We start from the raw sequence: 16,870 nt of genomic DNA, 5'->3' as shown, positions 1-16,870 counted from the left end.
CTCCTAAAGCACTTCTGGCCTGCTCTCACTGCGAAGACCAGTCGAAAAAACTGTTATTTCGACTGCCCGGGAAGAAGGGTGTCGATGAACGGTCCCACGTCCGCGCCCACTTGCGATTTGAGCTGGTCGGGCGTCGTGTACGGTCGGTTGACGATGATGTCTCCCGCCCGCCCTCGACCGAGGCCGGGAATGGCCATCAGTTCGTCCATGGTCGCCTCGTTCACGTCGAGGGGGTGTGGGACGCCGGAAATCGAGCGATAGCCGTGGTCGGTCACGACGATGTCTACGGTCCGCCCGAGTTCCCGCTCGCCGGGAACCGCGACGAGCAGCGGGTAGGTTCCGAGTTGACGGCCGAACGTCTTGCCGTCCTTGTGGTATTCGAGGTGGACGTGGGGGAGAATAGTTCCCGCCGGCGCGACTCGTTTTAGCATCGGGTTGTCGATCTCCTCGCGCACCTGCTTTTTGTACTTCTTGAACAATTTCTTGTGGTCCTTCGCGATTGCCGACCCTGTCTCCGACATTTCGGTGCCCGCGAAGGCCATCACTTGCCGGATGTTCACCCGACGGACCATCAGGCCCTCGTCGTAGACGCGCTGCAGGAAGTCGAGATTGTGCTGGTAGGTCTCTTTCGTCTCGCCTTTCAGCCCGTGCAGGAGGTTGATGCCGGGCAGCAATTTTGGTAACCGTGCAGACGCCTCCTCGCCGTGGGTCGGGGCCGCAGACGGGTCGTCACCGGGTCGCCAGCCAGCCTCCTCGTTGACGATTTTGACTGCCTCGAAACACTCCTCTGCTGTGACGTTTAGGTTGTTCTCCTCTTGGACGACCGGGTCCGCGCTTTCGAGGCCGAAGGCGGCGGTGTCACCGGGCGTGTTGTGCTTCGCGATGACGCGAATGCCTTCTCTCGACAGTTCCGGCCACTTCACGACCGTAATGGGGTTCATGTTATCGAGATGGAGCGTGCCGAGGTCAGGGGCCACCTCGCGGATGCCGCCGTAGAGGTCGCGCAGGGCGTCCGGGTTCGGTTTCTCGCCGTCGCCGCCGAAGGCCAGGATGTCGGCCTGCCGTCCGATGCGAAAGTGGCGCGCGCCGCGGGTGTAGAGTTCCTCGACTTCGCGCACGACGGACTCTGCGCTGCGGAACGCTGGGTTCCCGTACAGTGGTTCCGTGCAGAACGAACAGCGGTAAGCACAGCCCCGGGAGGTCTCCATTTCGCAGATGAGATATTCGGGATAGTTCGGGTGGTTCTCGATGACGAACGCGCCGTTCGCGGCCCAGCGGTCGATTTCCTCGTTCGAGCGCATCCGGTCGCCGAAGCCTTCGAGGCCACTTTCGACGAGGTCGTGGGCGGCCGCCTCGATGTCGCCCTTGGCGACGAAGTCGTAGTCGAGGTCCTTGCGCTCCATTTCGCTGCCGCCCTCGTTGTTCTCGCCGACGCCGAATCGGATGGGGCCGCCCATGAGCGTCGTGCCCCTGGCGGTCCACGCGAGACGTTTGACCTCGTCGGGTTCGGCGGACGTGCCGCCGACGTACTTCCCGGGGACGGTCATTCCGCCGACGTAGATGAGCAAGTCGGCTTCCTCGACGTCGCGCCAGTTGGTCATTTCGTCGCGTAGTGCGTCGATGGTGTGGTAGGTAATCTGGGACTCGGGAACGCCGGCGTCTACGAGCGCGCCCGCCGTGTACCGCGGATACGTCGAGATGTACGGTGGCACGCCGAAGTGCGCCGGTTCGTCTACGTACCCGTCGACGATGGTGACCTGCAGGTCGGCGGGGTCAGTCATAGGCCAGTCTAGCCCGTCGAACGGTAAAACGGATGCGAAAGCCCGCGCGCTTATACTCGTGGATACACTATCTCCTCGCATGCCAAAGACGCTCGAAGTAGCCTGCACGAACGACGCCTGCGAGCTCGACATGTTCGAGTTGCACTACACCTACGACATGCCAGACAGCGTCACCGTGGCAGACTTCTCCTGCCCGTACTGCGAGCGAGACGACTCGCTGGAGGAAATCGAGGTATGATTAAGGAACTTGGCAAATCCATCGGGAACGTCATCGTCGAGAACGTCGGGCGCGCCTCTAGTCGCGTCCAGGAACGAAAGCCACTGCCCGTCGATTTACTCGAAAGCGACGACGCCTTCCTCGCCGTCTTCGACGCTCCCGGGGCGACCCAGAGCGACGTGCAGGTGCGCTTTGCCGAGAACACCATCCACGTCCGCGTCGACCGCTTCCGTGACTTCCACGACGGCTACGAGATGCGCTTTCCCGGCCGCGGCCTCTCGCTCGACGGCAGCGTGAAACTGCCCCCCGAGGCAGAGGTCGATACGACCGACGCGACGGCGAAACTCACGAAAAACGGCACCCTTCATGTCCGCGTGCCGAAGGTGCAAGAGACAGAAGTCACGGTCGAAGACGAGGAGGACGAGGTCATCGAGATGGACGACGTCGACGAATCCGACGTCAAGCCGGCAGGCACGGACGACATCAAGGACACGGACGAGGCAGCAGACGACGAAGACCGGCCGTAATCAGCTGAGTCCTTCGACGATTTCGAACTCCTCGTCGCCCCGAAATCGTGTCGGGTCGAACGCGTCGAAGTCGGTTTCCCCGAGCACCTGTTTTGCGAGCAGTTCTCCGATGCCTGGCGAGCGCATGAAGCCGTGGCCCTGGAAGCCACAGGCGACGAACAAGTCGTCTCTTACTTCCCCGACCAGTGGGTCGTAGTCCGGCGTCGCCCCACACATCCCCGCCCACGCTCGGGAAACTCTCGGTTCGAACGCGACGCGTCGGGCCACTCGTTGCCGGTTCGTCTCCACGAACTCGTCGTCTGCATCCTCGGGGTAGTCGTCCGGATCGCGCTCGAACAGTTCGGTCCCGTCCCCGACGAGCAGGCCGCCTTTCCGCGGGCGAAAGTAGAACCCCTCAGTCGCGTCATAGGTCATCGGAATCTCGTCGCTCGCTGCCGCCTTTTCGGTAGTGAGCGCCTGCACCCGGTACGGCTTCATCGCAATCTGGATGCCTGCATCTGCGAGTAACTTCTGCGTCTGGACACCCGTCGTGAGAACCACGGCGTCGAACGCACCTGCGTCCCGGGGTGTCTCCAGATTCCCATCGTCGTCGAGACGAACCGGCGCGTTCTCCTCGATGGTGACGCCGGCTTCACGGGCCGCCTCGCCCATCGCCCGGACGTAGGTGGCGGGTTCCGTATAGCCGGCGTCGTCGGCACGGGCGGCCGCCCCGATGTCCGCGGCCCGTAACGCCGGGAAGTCGGCTTCTAGTTCCGCAGGCGTCACGCGGGAGACGTCGCCGCCGGTTGCGTTCATCCGCTCGACCTGTTCGCCGAGCCGGTCGCACCGCTCCTCGTCTGACTCGTGAGCGAACCAGACGTACGGACAGGACGTGAATTCGAAGTCCTCGCGCGCAGCGGCGAACTCCCGGAATCGGGAGAGCGACCGTCGAGCAATCCGCGCGTCAACCGGGTTCGGAAAGTGCGAGTAACACACGCCAGCGGCGCGGCCGCTCGACCCGCTCGCCAGTTCGTCGCGTTCGAAAAGCGTCACGTCCGCGTCGCGCACCGCGAGGTCGTGGGCGGTGGTCACGCCAACTGCGCCGCCGCCGGCGACGGCCACTCGAAACGTCATACGGAACCCTCGTCGGCCGGGGGCTTAACTCTCAGCGCAGAAACTCGTCGATGCCCCGGGCGGGGTAGCCGACGACGGTATCGACGCCGACCGCGCGGAGCGCTTCGATTTGTTCTGCGACCGCGCTGGGCGTGCCGACGAGCGCGTAGTCGCGACTCGCCGCGAGCAACACCTTCCGAGCGCGACCGGTGGCCGACGAGTCGGTGGCCGCGCCGTCGGGCAGCGCCCGGGCGACGGGCCGTCTGCGCGCGGCGTAGGCTCCAACTGCATCCAGAATCTCGTCCTCGTCGTCGGTGAGCACCGTGGGTGCGTAGACGGCGAGTTCGCCGTCGTAGCCGGCGGCCCGAAGCGCCCGCACGTCTCGTCGGGTCGTCCGCGAGAGCAGGTCGAACTGCGTCCCGCCGGTGGCGAGCGCGATTCGCTCTACGCCTTCCGTGCCGACCCACGAGTCGGGCGCACGTTCGAGGGCGGCGGCCAACCGGGGCGCTATGGGACGTTTTCGCTCCTCCGCTGTGAGGTACGCCGAGTGGCCGGCGACGAGCACCTGCTTGATTCCATCTGGAATCTCGTCGTAGCGCGAGTCGTCGCCGAGGGGGTCGAAACCGTCTGCGCGAACGGGCGTGGTCAGTCTGACCTCCTTCGTCCGGGCGAGTTCGGCGAGTACGTCGACGTCGGGGAGGTGCTCGCGGCCCTCGTAGTCTATCGTGACGACGCCCACGGAGAGGGCGTCCGCTCTGCGCACGTCACACTCCGCGGGTTTGAGCGCGACCGCGTCCAAACCCGTCTCAGAGAGACGTGTCTCACCAGTTAGCATAGCCACCTCTCATGGAAAATAGTCTATCGCCGCTCCGGAACTCGATCCATCGTCTGTGCGACCATACACCTTCTATCGCCGTTCCCGGCAAAAGGTTATCGCTCGTGGCGAAATTGCCTGTCACGGCCAGCTGACTGTCTCGAATGCGGGCGAAACAGAGAGCACTGTCGCGCTCGTCTAGTCTCGTGAGGGGAGGCAGATGAAAACAGTTCGTTCGGCAGATGGAATCGAGATTGCGTACGAAAAGACGGGCCACGGGCCACCGATGGTCCTCGTTCACGGGACGACGGCTGACCATACCCGGTGGGAACCAATCCGCTCGGCGCTCGAAGAACACTTCACGCTCTACGCCATCGACCGCCGAGGTCGCGGCGAGAGCGGTGACGCACCCGAGTATAGTTTAGAGCGAGAGGTAGAAGACGTGGTCGCCGTCGTCGACTCGATCGGGGAACCAGTGGTCTTGCTCGGCCATTCGTACGGCGCACTCTGCTCGCTGGAGGCCGCGCTGCACACCGAGAACGTCAGCAAACTCGTCCTGTACGAACCGCCGTTCTCACCGACGGGCCAGGTCATCTCGTCGCACGAGACGCTCGAAGCGATACAAGCACTTGTAGACCGCAATCAGAACGAGCAAGCACTGGTCCGCTTCTTCGAGGACGTCGCCGGGATGCCACCAGCGGAGGTTGACGTGCTTCGCAGGGCTCCGAACTGGCCGGACCGCGTTGCCGCCGCACACACAATCGCGAGAGAGGAGGCGGCCCCAGACGCGTACGAATTCGACGCCGACCGACTCGCCGCGCTCACGATGCCGACGCTGCTGTTGACCGGCAGCGAGAGTGCCCCGTTCCTCCGGGAAGCCACGGCTACACTCGCAGAAACGCTGCCGAACAGCCGAATCGTCACGTTCGAGGGTCACGGCCACGTCGCGATAAATTCGGCTCCGGACGAATTCGTGGATGCTGTGCTCACGTTCGTTCGAGAGTCGGAGTCAGTTCCTCGTGCGCCGTGAGGACTCAGGTGGGAAGGTCCGCATCAGACAGACGCTGATTCGCTCTTTCGCGATAAACCGCTCAAGTGGGCAAGTCCGCGTCTGGATCAACCACCCTATCAACTTTCCGTGGCATCTCCCAATCCGTCGCGACTTCGAGGAAGTTCACCAGGATGCGCCCCGTCGCGCCCCAGACAGTGTAGCCATCGACGTGGAAAAAGTGCAGTCGGATGTCGCCGTAGTGGGGGTGCATCCGGCGCTCTGACTCGTAGTTCGCGAGGTCGGTCAGGTCCTCGAGGCTGAGGACGACGATTTCGGCCACCTCGCGCTCGTCGGGAGTGTACTGGGCGTCGGGGACGGTGGCGACGAACGGGCGCACCGCGTAGCTCGTAATCGTCCTGATGTCGTCCAGCCGGCCCACAATTTCTGCGGTGCGGGGGTCCAAGCCGATCTCCTCGTTTGCCTCTCGGAGGGCAGTTGCTTCGAGGTCCGCGTCCGCGGGCTCGCGCCCGCCGCCGGGAAACGACATCTGCCCGGGGTGTTCGCCGAGGTGGTCTGCGCGCTTCGTAAAGAGAAGCTGTGGCTCCCCGTCACGGGTGAGAATGGGCACGAGGACGCCCGCTTCGCGCTCCTCGTCCGTGACTTCGGAGGGCGAGTAGCGCGCCACCCGGTCGAGATTCATATGCGAAGTCATGCGACGGAGCGGCTTAATTCGCCCGGGCCTCGTCGAGCAGGTCGCGGGCGGCGTCCAAGTCGACCGGTCCCCACGCTTCCAGGTCGTAGCTCACGTCGAGCAGGTGGAGGATGCGCTCGTCGTCGCCCGCGTTGACGGCGGCCGCGGCGTCCCGACGAAATCGTGCCTCGACGGGCGTGGCAATCGCGCTCCGGTCTATCTCTCGCAATTCTACATCGAGAATGTGCGGGAGGTCCTCGCCGCCGTCGGGCAGCTCGGGGAACGCGACCGGGCCGGGTGTGAGGTAGGCCGTTCCGTCGCGCTCGAATTCGACCAGAAAGTAGCGTTCGACGGCGGCGTCGATTTGGTCCGTAAACACCGCGTCCTCCGTGCCCTGTCGGTAGGCAAGTTCGGCGAGCGCAGTGGTGAGTTCCTCACGGGTGAGTGCGGTAAAGAGGTCTACGACCCCCGCGAGTTCGTCGTGTCTCAGGTCCATCGTCACCACATTCTGGCCACCCCGGCTTAATGGTCATCCATCGCGGCTTCGAGGTCGGTTCGCGAGGCGTGCCACACCTCGTCGGGCGCGAGGGAACTCTCGTCCCACGACGGCAGGCGCATGTCATCGGTCAGTGGTTCGATTGCCTGCTGGTACACGCCCACCTGCCGGCGTTCGGCTTCGCGGTCGTAGTCGAGCCCGTTGAACGCGGCGTCGGCGGCGTACTGACGGACGAACTGGAGCGCAGTCTCGCGGTACTGCCCCGGCAGTGCGTCGTAATCCGGTTTTACGTCGAAGTCTGCGAGCACCTGAAAGAGCGCCTGGCCGACTCCTTCGCTCATGTCGGAGAGGCCAGTCGGACCGGAGACGGCGCGGTGGTCGTGTTCGTGTTTCCCCAAATCGACCTGCGCAGAGCCAGTAAAGCCGACTGCACCGAAAGCGTCGCCAAGCGTCGAGAGTTCGAGCCCCCACTGGCGCTGAGGACGGAGGTGACGGGCGAGTTTCGAGGTGGCTGCGAATTCTCCGGCGAGCGGGTAGCGAAACGCCGTCAGGTAATCGAGAATCGGGGCGTCGTGTTCGGCGGCGAGCGCCCGAAGCAGGGGCGCGACGAACAGGCGGGCGAGGCGACCGTAGAGCTGGTTGTTCTCGACGCGGGCGTAGTAGCCCTTCGTGAACTCGTACTCGCCCGCGAGCGGTGCGAGAAGCCGTGGAACGTGGCTCGCGGCGTAGGTCTTCGCGTCCGCATCGTGGACGACGACGTACTCCTCCTGGGCGGCGATGCCGAGGGCGAGCCACACGTCCCGACCCTTTCCCATCGGTCCGGAGAGCCCCGCCTCCGCGAGGCGGTCTCCCAGTCCCGGTCCGGTACACCAGAGTAGGTCCACGTCCAATTCGAAGGCGTCGAACCAGTCACAGAAGTCGCCAACGCGGTCCGCACTCGCCCGGAGCGGGACCACCACGCGGGCGGGGCCGACGCGCTCTAGCGTCGAGAGTACCCGTTCTGCGGCCAGTCCCGCGTATTCGCGCTCGGTCATCGGAACGACGACGGCGGCCCGGTCTGTCGGCGCGTCGGGGACGTGCCCGGTCAGGTCGTGCAGCGTCGTCACGCGCTCCTGGACGTACTCCATCGGCGACTGATAGGTTCTGGGTCGCAAAAAGCAGCCGCATTCAGGCGTCGGTTCGGCCGCGCCGCGGGATGCGTCCGGCGCGGTTCAGCACGAACAGGACGACCATCACGCCGACGAGGCAGACCGCGAAGAACTGGTAAATCGTTCCGTAACTGTATCCCACGTCGGTGAGGCCGCCGACGACGTACGAGCCGGTCGCCTGCATCGGCATCATCGTCCCGCTGTACACCGAGTAGGCGCTCGCGCGGTGCTGGTCGGGCAGCGACGACAGCAGGAAGGTATCGACGGTCGGAAACATGCTGTGGATGACGAAGCCGATGATTGTGCTCACGACGATTATCTGTATTAATCCGGCGGCGAACGTCAGAGCCACGAGGCTCAGTGCGAACGCGCCGACGATGGCGAGTTGCAGGCGCACCGTGTCGAAGCGGTCTGCGAACCGGCCACCGACGAGGAAGGCGGGGACGCCCGCGGCGAAGACGACCGAGAGCATAGTTCGGGAGGTTTCAGGCGACAGCCCTTTCACCGTCAGGTAGGATGGATACCAGTTGAACAGGCCGTTCCAGACGAACGAGGCGACGCCGACGAAGGCGATGCCTGCGAGGATGATGCGCCACTGCTTTTTCACCGCCGTGAGCAGATTGCGGTCGGAGGCTCCACCCTGCGGGATGTCGGTTCGACGGGCGACGAGAAAGAGCACGGCCGTCGCGAGGAGGGCGACGACGGCGACGAGTTGGAACACGCTCCGCCAGTCGTCGACGAAGAGCACCGCGGTCACGAGCAGCGGAGCGAGGACGGCGGCCATCTGGCTCGACATACCGTGGACGCCGATGGCGCGCCCGAGGCGCTGGGGGTAGAGTTCGCTCACGAGTGGATTCGCGGCGATGAAGTACGCCCCGCTCGCGACGCCCATCGAGAACGACCCGACCATCAGCATTTCGACGGAGGACGCGGCCGCGGTGAACAGCGACGCGGCGGTGAGGATGAAGCCCGTGAGCAGAACCACGCGATGCCGGCGGACCCGGGTGAGGAGGTAGCCGGTCGGAATCCGTGGCAGGGCACTGCCCATCCAGGCGAGGGTTGCCACCAGACCCATCGTCGTGCGGGTCGTCTCGAAGTCCACGATGAGCGGCTCTAAGAGCGGTGCGAACAGCACTCGTCCGAGATTGACGAGGAACACCATCGCACAGAGTGAGCCGAATAACTGGCGGCGTGACACGTCCTGGGATTTCACCCTCGCCCTCTCAAAGGTTCCGAAGTGCCCCGTTGCGTGCTCCTGACTCACGTATCGCGCAGTCCCGTGAGTGGGTTTACCGGTTCTACAGCCACCCCGGTATATTTGGGCTCCCCGTCCGTAGCCCGGCAGTATGGAATCGACTCGCAAGGGCCTTCGGTCGGGGACCATCGTCAAGGACACCTACGAACGGCTCACCTGCGCGGAGTGCAACAAGAAACTCAAGACGCGAAACGACCCGGACGAAATCGGCTCGGTACGGGCCTGCCCGGACTGTGGTACGGAGTGGCGCGAACTGCGCTAATCATTCGAAGATGGCGTCGAACGCCCGGGCACCCATCGCGTCCCCTTCGCCGGCCTTGAGATTCTCTTCGACGTGGGCCGGCGAGGACATTCCGACGAGCGAGCAGGTCACGCCGGGGGCACTTCGGGCGAAGTTGAGTGCCTGTTGAGCGGTCGTCTCACCGGGCAGTTGGGCGGCGACGGCGTCCGGCAGGTCGCGGGCGAGTCGCCCCTGTAACAGACTCGCGCTCGTGAACACGTTGAGCCCCGCCTCTCTGGCGAACCAGAGGACGCTCTGTGCTCCTTCCGGGCCGTCGTGGCTCTCCTGGGTGAAGGCGTCGGCCATCCCGACGTTGAACGGCAGTTGAATCGCCCGGAAGTGGGTGGTCGTGTTGCCGGCGGCTTTCGCAGCCTTCCGTGCTCGCGAGACGACCTCCACGATAGAGAGGTAGTGGTCGTGGTCTTTCGGTACGCGGAAGGCGTCCCACGTCGCCACACCGTAGTGGTTGATGTCCCCGGCTGCGGCCCGCTCTTCGAGTCGCGTGAACGTGGCTTCGAGCGCGTCGTACACCGTCTCCCGGGAGCGCACGTCGAGTTGCGTCTCGGGGTTGTGGACGTAGTAGAGGTCGATGGTATCGAGGTCGAGATTTTCGAGCGACCGGTCTACCTGGTCGTCGATATACGCAGGCGAGATGCAGTGGCTGCCGTGGGCGAGGTCCTCCCGCGAGACGAGGCCGGAATCGACGTACTCGGATTTCACGTACTCGCCCGGATTTTCCGGGCGGTCGCCGTCGAACGGGACGAACCCGCCTTTCGTCGAAACGAGAATCTCCTCACGGTCTACGTCCGCATCCGCGAGCGCCGCGCCGACCACGCGCTCGCTTCGCTGATTTCGGTAGTTGATGGCCGTGTCCACGACGTTACAGCCCGATTCGAGCGTCGTGACGATGGCTTCGTGGTAGGACTCGTCCACCGTGTCGGTCGGGTCGCCGAGGTACGTTCCGAGGCCGATGCTCGTGATGGTCTGGTCGCCAAAACGCCGGAAATAGGCGCGGCCGAACCGCTCGAAGTAGCGATTCCGATAGCGCCAGGTGCCGTCGGCAGTAGCCATGCCTGTCGTAGCGCCGCGAGGGGTAAAAGCCCCCAGTTAGAGTTCGCCGGCCATGCCGTCGTACAGGCGGTCGATCAGTTCCTCTCGGTTCATCCCCTTTCGAGGGCCGATGCCCTCCATGTGTTCGACCGAAACCTGTCCGCCGCCCATTCTCGCGTGGCCGCCCGCACTCGACATCGGGATGTCGTTTACGACCTCCTGGAGGGTCTTTCCCATGTGAACCCGATCGTCCCGGGAGCGCCCCGAGATGTGGATGGTCCCATTGCTCGACCCCAGCACGACGACGGCCGTAAAGCCTTCCAGGCGAACGAGTTCGTCTGCGGCCTGCGGAATGGCGTCTACGATATCGACGTTACCCACGTCGCTCACGGCGAACGGCGGGTGGTCTAAGTCACACTCCGTGATGGCGCGAGCCTTGATTTTGAGCACGTTGGCTCCGACCTGCGGGTTGGCGATGCGGTCGAGCGAATCCTCGTCCACGCCCGGGAACAGGAAGCTGCAGGCGCGAAACTCCGCCGCACTACAGCCCTTGGTCAGATGTTTCGTGTCGGCTTGAATTCCGTACAACAGACCGGTGGCGAGCGTTCGGGGAACCGGTTTCTCTACGTCCGCGTCCTCGCGGTCGGGTTCGTAGCCCTGTTCGTCGAGGTATTCCGCGAGAATCGTCGAACACGCCCCGTAGGCCGTCCGACAGTCGGTGAAGGCGGTTCCCGTTCCAGTCCCCGGATGATGGTCGATGACGGCGAACGGGACGATTCCTGATGCGCCGTTGAACCCCCGTGGGACGTTGTGGTCTACGAGTACGACGTTCTCGGAGGCGAGGTCGCCTGCGGTGTCGATGTGGACCAGTTCGAGGTCGAGTACCGTCTCGAACGCTCGGTTTTCCTGGTGGCGAATCTTTCCCGGATACTGGAGCGTTGCCCGCGTCCCGACGCTCTCTGCGAGGAATTCGACTGCCGCCGCACACGCCATCGCGTCCGGGTCGGGGTTCGGGTGCATCAGCACCGTCACCTCGTCGTATCGAGCCAATTGCTTGCAGAACTTCGAACTCGGATGCCGACGCAGTTGAGGCGTTCCCGCCCGCACCGCAAAGACGAGCAGTGCGAGGAGAAGAACGCCACCGGCAGCGACGAGCAACGGGTTCTCCGCGGCGAATGCCGAGGCGGTATCGGTAAGTTGACCGAATTCGCCTGCGACAACCGCCTGTCTCGACATACCCATTCGCTCTACGCGAATTGGTAAGTATGTTACCCTCAACCACGACACTGGGTATGGGTTCTTCGCTGGCTACCGGTTCTGCTGGCGGTACGCGTCGATAGCAGCGCGATAGCCCTCGCGGTACGTCGGGAACGCGAATTTGTACCCGAGAGCGCGGAGATAGTCGTTCGAACAGCGCTTGCTCGTCAGAATCCGCCGCCTCGCCGCCTCGGAGAGTGCGTCGGCTTCGAGGCGCTCGGCTTTCGTTCGCTTCGCCGGTTCCGGCACGCCGCACTCCGTGGCGAGCCAATCGGCGAACGTCCACTTCGCGGCCGGTTCGTCGTCTGCGACCAGCACTACCTCCCCGCGTGCAAGGTCCGCTTCGAGGAAATAGGCCAGCGCACCGGCCGCATCGTCGCGGTGGACCATGTTGAGATACCCCTCCGTGACCGGGCCCGAGAGGTAACGGTTGAGCCGGTAGCGGTCTGGGCCGTACAACCCGGCGAATCGTGCGACTGTTCCATCGATTCCCGCGTCGGCGGCCGATTCGATGGCGACTCGTTCTGCTTCGGCGAGCACACGCGTCTTCTCTGTCGTCGGCTCGATGGGCGTCGCTTCGTCCACCCACTCGCCGCCGTGGTCGCCATAGACGCCTGTACTCGAGGTGTAGACGAGTCGGTCTGGAGCGTTCGCTCTCGCCCCGAAGTGGTCGATTGCTCCTTGTAATCCCTCGACGAAGATGCGGCGGGCAGCGGCCGCTCCGCGGCCACCAGAACTCGCCGCGAACACGAGGGCATCGATGTCTGGAATCGCACCGAGTGAGTCGGGGTCGGTCAGGTCTGCGCGAATCGGCTCGAAACCGGCCGCGTCGATGGCGTTTCGGCCCTCGGCAGAGCGCCTGACGCCCCACACCTCCTGGCGGGGCGTGAGCTGGCGACCGAGTTCCAGCCCGACGTAGCCACAGCCGAGGATTGCGACGCGCATCAGCGTTTTCGACTCTCGATGAACTGGTGGAGCGCTGCGAACTCGCTCAGCGTCATCGGCGCACGACCCTCGACTTTCTGCTGGATGTCGCGCGCGTCGAGGTGGTTGTTCAGCCCGGACTCGATGGCTTCCACGTCGAGGATGGCCGTGGTCATTCCCATGAGCAGGTGGTCGCGGACCTCCATCAGGATGGTTCGTTTGTCGGGGAGCGCGTCGTCACAGGCGAGAATCGCCGCTGCGTCTTCGAGCGTCAGTGCGGGTGACTCGCCGCCAGCCAGCGCCTCGACGGTTTCTATGTCCACGTCGCTCGCTGCGGCCACGGACTCGATGCCGACCGCAGAAATCGTCTCGCGCAACTCAGCTTCGTAGAGGGCTCGCAGTTCGGTGGGCGACAGTTCGCCCGGCTCGTCGCTCACGTCGTACAACATGCGCCTCTGTAGAACCTCCCGGTACAAGTGGTTGTCACTTGCCACCGGTACTGCTGGTGGGCCAGCCCGGAGAGCGTTCGTCCGCGTCGCCGTCGATATCGCCGACGCCGGCGCGACCCGGTGGGACGACGACCACGACAGCCGTTTCGACGGTGAACGACATTTTCGGAGCGCGTCCAAACTGTTCGACGACGCCGTCGTCATCGACGTCGAGCGTTACTGTCTGACCCGCCCGGGTGTAGGCGATTCCCCGGGGTCCAGTGGACGACGCGACTGTGAATCGAGTGTATGCTCCAGCGACATCGACCGTCCAGAGGTTCGTCGTCGCGTACCAGTACCCCGGCACCGGCGCGACCGGAAGGCCAGCCGGAAGCCGGGCGAACGAGCGGTTGAGTCGCCGTTCGAGCACCGCTTTGCTGTGGTGCTCTGTCGCGTTCGCGATGACCTCTTTCGCCACCGTCTGGGAGACGGTTCTGGTCGTCTGAAGCGTGGTATTCACCACTTCCTCGGTCGGTCGGGATGCCTGTTCTTGCAGCGATTCTGCGACTGCCACGTCCAACCGAACGGCGAGTCGCTCCGCGGTGCGGGAGTCGTCTTCGGCCGCACCCGCCCGTGCCACTGCCCGGGTAGCCGACCCGTTTGCCAGTGCGAGCGCCCTGCCCGCTGGTGTCTGCCATCGACCGAGCGCATCCTCGACGAGTTGCTCCCGGGCGTCGTCGCTCGCCCCAACTCCCTCCCGTCTCAGGGCCGTGACGAGGCGTGAGGTGACGTGACCTGTCCCCGTAGACACCGACGCTTCGAGTTCACGACGGTTCGTGGCGAGCGATTCGTTCGCGGTGGCGGCTGAGACGGAACGCGCCGCTTTCAGGACCTGTGCGGCGGTTCGGAGGCCTGTCCGCTCCTCATTGCCTCCAAGTCCCGCAGTCACCGTATTCGCGACATCGCCGTACGGAATGGTGAACAGATTTTGATTTCGAGCGACGAGCGGATGCGTCGTCTCGCCTCGGTTCACGGCGGGTACGGACTCGTGGGTGACCGCCGCCAGTGTGAGATACGAGGGTGCTCCGTCCACCGAGAGCGTGACTGGTCCCGTCACCGACCCTTCGATGGGTCGGGATGGCTCTGCCGTCACCTCCCGCTGAGCGTTGAGAATCGCGGCGACGGAGTGGTCGGAATCGGTGAGTGCGCGTTCGACGGCTTGCAACCGGGTTTCGAGCGTTTCTGTATCGACCATAGCCGACGCTGGTCGCGCCATCTGCTTTGAATGTCCGGGACAACGTTGATTAGTTCAGCAATCGACATTCTCGTATGAAAGCCGTTCTCATCGGGGTCGGACAGGCCGGGGGGAAACTCACGCAACGAATGGCCGAGTTCGACGCCAGAATGGGGTTCGACGCGATTCGCGGAGCACTCGCGGTGAACTCCGCGCACGCGGACCTCCAGGGACTCTCCATCGATACACTACTCATCGGCCAGGAGCGGGTGAAGGGCCACGGCGTCGGTGGCGACAACGAACTCGGCGCGAAAATCATGGACGAAGACGCTCCGGAAGTGATGGACGCGCTCGACGGGCGCATCACCTCGGAGGCGGAGGCACTGTTCATCGTCGCTGGACTCGGCGGGGGCACGGGCAGCGGCGGTGCGCCGGTTCTCGCCCGCCACCTGAAACGAATCTACGACATTCCAGTGTACGTCATCGGTGTGCTCCCCGGGCGTAGCGAGGGGTCGCTTTATCAGGCGAACGCAGGTCGGTCGCTGAAGACGGTGGCCCGCGAGGCAGACGCCGTGTTGCTCATCGACAACGACGCGTGGCACGCAACGGGCGAGAGCGTCGAAGAAGGGTTCGGGACGATAAACGAGCACATCGCCCAGCGAGTCGGCCTCCTGCTCGCGGCGGGCGAGGCGACGGAGGGTGTCGGGGAGAGCGTCGTCGATTCGAGCGAGGTCATCAACACCCTCCGGGCGGGCGGTATTGCTGCCCTCGGCTACGCCAGTGCGACGGCGAGTCCAGACGCGGGCGAGAATCTGACCGTTATCACGAGTGTTGCCCGGAACGCGCTGCTCACCGGGTCAAGTCTGCCGAACGCGGTGGACGCTGAAGCTGCGCTGCTCGTCGTCGCGGGTAAGCCCGACCGACTTTCGAGGAAGGGCGTCGAAAAGGCGCGGCGGTGGCTCGAAGACGAGACGGGGAGCATGCAGGTTCGTGGTGGCGACTTCCCGCTCGACAGCGAGCGCATCGCGGTGCTGGTGCTCGTGTGTGGCGTCGAGCGGTCGCCACGGCTCAGGGAGTTCATGGAGCGGGCGAAAGTGGCCCACGAGTCGCGCCCAGAGAAGCGGGCGGACCCGGCGGCCGCGTTCAAAAACGACCAGTTAGAGGACCTGTTTTAGAGCAGGCTCGCGCCGTCGTAGGCGTCGCGGGCGAAGTCGATATCCATCAGGTCGAGGATGGTCGGCGTGATGTCGAAGAGGTCCGCGTCGCGGATGGTCGCGTTCTGGTCGTCGATGTAGAGCGAGGCGTTGTCGAAACTGTGCATCCCGTTTCGTGGTCCGACGTCGAAGACGTCGCCGTGTGGCTTGAACCCGGATTTCAGGTCGTAGCCGTGGTTCGGGATGACGACGAGGTCGGGAGCGATGTCCTCGTGGTCGCCGCGGAAAGCCTCTTCCTTCTTGACCACGCGCTGTGCAACCTTCTTGCCGTCGGGGCCTTCGAGTGCTTCGAGCTTCGACTTGAGTTCGTCGCGGACGGCTTCGTATTCGTCCTGTGGGACGCTGCCGCGGGGTTCGCGCCCCTCTAAGTTGATGTAGAAGCGGCCGGGAATGAGCGAGTAGGCCTTCGTGTCCCCGGAGATGTCGTCGAGTCCGGAGTGGTCGTCATCCTGGTAATCGAGCCACCCTTCTTCGTTGAGCCAGGCGTTGCAGTGAACCTCGTAGTTAAGGGTGGTAAAGCCGTGGTCGCTCGCGACCACCATCGTCACGTCGTCTGCAAGCGCGTTGCGGAGTTCGCCGAGGTAGCGGTCTACCTTCCGGTAGAACTCCATGAACTCCTCCTTGTACTCGCCGTCGTGTTCGTAGTCCTTGAACAGGAAGTGATTCACCCGGTCGGTCGTCATGAAGACGCCGAAGAAGAGGTCCCAGTCGTCCTGCTCGACGAAGTGCTTGAACGCCTTGAACCGTCCGTCGAGGGTCTTGTGGGCGTCCTCGATGAAGGCGGTCTTGTCGTCGTCGTGGCCCAGTTTGGCGTTCACGTCGATTCGGTAGCCGAAGTCGGCGAGCGTCGATTCCAGATCGTCTGGATAGCTCGCTTTGTCGAGGCTCGGTGAGAGGAACCCGGAGACCATGCGCTGGACGTTGCGCTGGGGTGGGAACGTGACGGGGACGTTCATCACCGTCGCGTTGCGTCCCTCGGAGGTCACGCGGTCCCAGAGGCGTTCCGCCTGCACGTCGCGCCCCATCGGGACGTACGTGTCGTAGGAACCGACCTCGCGGTCCTGGAACCCGTAGACACCAGTCTCACCGGGATTCTTCCCCGTGGTAAGCGATGGCCAGCAGGCGCTCGATTCGGGCGGGACGATGCTGTCGATTGCACCGGACGCCCCCTCGTCCGCGAGTGCGGCGAGGTTCGGAAATTCGTCCTCGTGTTCTGCGAGAAGGCTGTACGGTACGCCGTCGATACCGAAGAAAGCGACGCGAGGAGCATCGTCGCCACGGAGCCGGTCGAACAAACCCATACCCACCCATTCCGTCGTGGGGCACAAGAAGTTTCGTTTCGACTGCGAAAATCAGGTGGACTCGTCGATTGCGGCAATTCGTGACGGCGACCCGCGCCACACCCGTGGGTCGGGTAATCGAACACAGCCGAAAACGTGAGGGTGTTGGCGGTGTCGCCGACAGCGACCGT

The 16,870-nt window shown here is 64.3% G+C and carries 18 protein-coding genes; 5 read left to right on the top strand and 13 right to left on the bottom strand.

The features are described 5' to 3' along the window. Nucleotides 1–53: 53 nt before the first annotated feature. Nucleotides 54–1,781, bottom strand: coding sequence for a radical SAM protein (locus P1M51_RS10780; RefSeq protein ID WP_276274448.1), 1,728 nt, complete (start codon nucleotides 1,779–1,781; stop codon nucleotides 54–56). A 79-nt stretch (nucleotides 1,782–1,860) separates the two neighbouring features. Between P1M51_RS10780 and P1M51_RS10775 the strand changes: the two genes are divergently transcribed. Together P1M51_RS10775 and P1M51_RS10770 are read left to right on the top strand one after the other, a co-directional pair. Further along, nucleotides 1,861–2,019, top strand: coding sequence for a hypothetical protein (locus P1M51_RS10775; protein WP_276248210.1), 159 nt, complete (start codon nucleotides 1,861–1,863; stop codon nucleotides 2,017–2,019). Then, entirely contained in the window at nucleotides 2,016–2,525 is a 510-nt protein-coding gene (locus P1M51_RS10770) for an Hsp20/alpha crystallin family protein (protein ID WP_276274447.1), read from the top strand. Before P1M51_RS10775 ends, P1M51_RS10770 begins: the two co-directional genes overlap by 4 nt. Here P1M51_RS10770 and P1M51_RS10765 read toward each other — a convergent pair whose 3' ends face one another. Next, the gene (locus tag P1M51_RS10765) at nucleotides 2,526–3,638 is read right to left on the bottom strand and encodes an FAD-binding oxidoreductase (RefSeq protein WP_276274446.1); all 1,113 of its coding nucleotides are present in this window, start codon (nucleotides 3,636–3,638) and stop codon (nucleotides 2,526–2,528) included. A gap of 31 nt (nucleotides 3,639–3,669) precedes the next feature. After that, nucleotides 3,670–4,452 carry a luciferase gene (locus P1M51_RS10760; protein ID WP_276248207.1) on the bottom strand — a complete coding sequence of 261 codons (783 nt, stop codon included), beginning with the start codon at nucleotides 4,450–4,452 and terminating at the stop codon, nucleotides 3,670–3,672. A gap of 199 nt (nucleotides 4,453–4,651) precedes the next feature. On the opposite strand from P1M51_RS10760, the gene P1M51_RS10755 reads away from it, so the two are divergent. Continuing rightward, nucleotides 4,652–5,461 (top strand): alpha/beta fold hydrolase, encoded by an 810-nt coding sequence (locus P1M51_RS10755; protein ID WP_276274445.1) that lies wholly within the window; start codon nucleotides 4,652–4,654, stop codon nucleotides 5,459–5,461. Nucleotides 5,462–5,522: 61 nt separating this feature from the next. Here P1M51_RS10755 and P1M51_RS10750 read toward each other — a convergent pair whose 3' ends face one another. The 4 genes from P1M51_RS10750 to P1M51_RS10735 are packed head-to-tail and all read right to left on the bottom strand — an operon-like array spanning nucleotide 5,523 to nucleotide 8,955. After that, nucleotides 5,523–6,122, bottom strand: a complete 600-nt coding sequence (locus P1M51_RS10750) for a CoA pyrophosphatase (protein WP_276248205.1) — start codon at nucleotides 6,120–6,122, stop codon at nucleotides 5,523–5,525. Between the two features lie 25 nt (nucleotides 6,123–6,147). After that, on the bottom strand, nucleotides 6,148–6,609 hold the full coding sequence (locus P1M51_RS10745) for a hypothetical protein (protein WP_276248204.1): 462 nt from the start codon (nucleotides 6,607–6,609) through the stop codon (nucleotides 6,148–6,150). Nucleotides 6,610–6,635: 26 nt separating this feature from the next. After that, on the bottom strand, nucleotides 6,636–7,736 hold the full coding sequence (locus P1M51_RS10740; protein WP_276248203.1) for a glycosyl transferase family 2: 1,101 nt from the start codon (nucleotides 7,734–7,736) through the stop codon (nucleotides 6,636–6,638). A gap of 40 nt (nucleotides 7,737–7,776) precedes the next feature. Beyond that, nucleotides 7,777–8,955 carry an MFS transporter gene (locus P1M51_RS10735; protein WP_276248202.1) on the bottom strand — a complete coding sequence of 393 codons (1,179 nt, stop codon included), beginning with the start codon at nucleotides 8,953–8,955 and terminating at the stop codon, nucleotides 7,777–7,779. Between the two features lie 148 nt (nucleotides 8,956–9,103). On the opposite strand from P1M51_RS10735, the gene P1M51_RS10730 reads away from it, so the two are divergent. Then, the gene (locus P1M51_RS10730; RefSeq protein ID WP_276248201.1) at nucleotides 9,104–9,274 is read left to right on the top strand and encodes an HVO_0758 family zinc finger protein; all 171 of its coding nucleotides are present in this window, start codon (nucleotides 9,104–9,106) and stop codon (nucleotides 9,272–9,274) included. Here the strand turns inward: P1M51_RS10730 and P1M51_RS10725 are convergent, their stop codons facing one another. The 5 genes from P1M51_RS10725 to P1M51_RS10705 all read right to left on the bottom strand — a co-directional run bounded on the left by P1M51_RS10725 (nucleotide 9,275) and on the right by P1M51_RS10705 (nucleotide 14,206). Next, a complete protein-coding gene (locus tag P1M51_RS10725) occupies nucleotides 9,275–10,363 on the bottom strand; it encodes an aldo/keto reductase (RefSeq protein WP_276248200.1) in 1,089 nt (362 codons plus the stop codon). It lies immediately after the preceding gene. Between the two features lie 36 nt (nucleotides 10,364–10,399). Further along, on the bottom strand, nucleotides 10,400–11,578 hold the full coding sequence (locus P1M51_RS10720) for a bifunctional oligoribonuclease/PAP phosphatase NrnA (protein ID WP_276274444.1): 1,179 nt from the start codon (nucleotides 11,576–11,578) through the stop codon (nucleotides 10,400–10,402). Nucleotides 11,579–11,650: 72 nt separating this feature from the next. Next, nucleotides 11,651–12,544, bottom strand: a complete 894-nt coding sequence (locus P1M51_RS10715; protein ID WP_276274443.1) for an SDR family oxidoreductase — start codon at nucleotides 12,542–12,544, stop codon at nucleotides 11,651–11,653. Continuing rightward, nucleotides 12,544–12,972, bottom strand: a complete 429-nt coding sequence (locus P1M51_RS10710; RefSeq protein ID WP_276248197.1) for a DUF5791 family protein — start codon at nucleotides 12,970–12,972, stop codon at nucleotides 12,544–12,546. Before P1M51_RS10710 ends, P1M51_RS10715 begins: the two co-directional genes overlap by 1 nt. Nucleotides 12,973–13,006: 34 nt before the next feature. Next, a complete protein-coding gene (locus tag P1M51_RS10705; protein ID WP_276274442.1) occupies nucleotides 13,007–14,206 on the bottom strand; it encodes a hypothetical protein in 1,200 nt (399 codons plus the stop codon). A gap of 74 nt (nucleotides 14,207–14,280) precedes the next feature. Here P1M51_RS10705 and P1M51_RS10700 point away from each other — a divergent pair, with 74 nt between their 5' ends. Next, complete coding sequence (locus P1M51_RS10700; RefSeq protein ID WP_276248195.1) at nucleotides 14,281–15,360, top strand: tubulin/FtsZ family protein; 1,080 nt, start codon at nucleotides 14,281–14,283, stop codon at nucleotides 15,358–15,360. On the opposite strand, the gene P1M51_RS10695 is transcribed toward P1M51_RS10700, so the two are convergent. Then, nucleotides 15,357–16,700, bottom strand: a complete 1,344-nt coding sequence (locus tag P1M51_RS10695) for an alkaline phosphatase family protein (protein ID WP_276274441.1) — start codon at nucleotides 16,698–16,700, stop codon at nucleotides 15,357–15,359. The genes P1M51_RS10700 and P1M51_RS10695 overlap by 4 nt on opposite strands. Between the last annotated feature and the right edge of the window lie 170 nt (nucleotides 16,701–16,870).

The sequence above is a fragment of the Haladaptatus sp. QDMS2 genome, assembly GCF_029338295.1.
Lineage (GTDB): Archaea > Halobacteriota > Halobacteria > Halobacteriales > Halococcaceae > QDMS2.
Note: the sequence above shows the minus strand (reverse complement) of the source record. Positions and strands in the feature narration are given on the sequence as shown.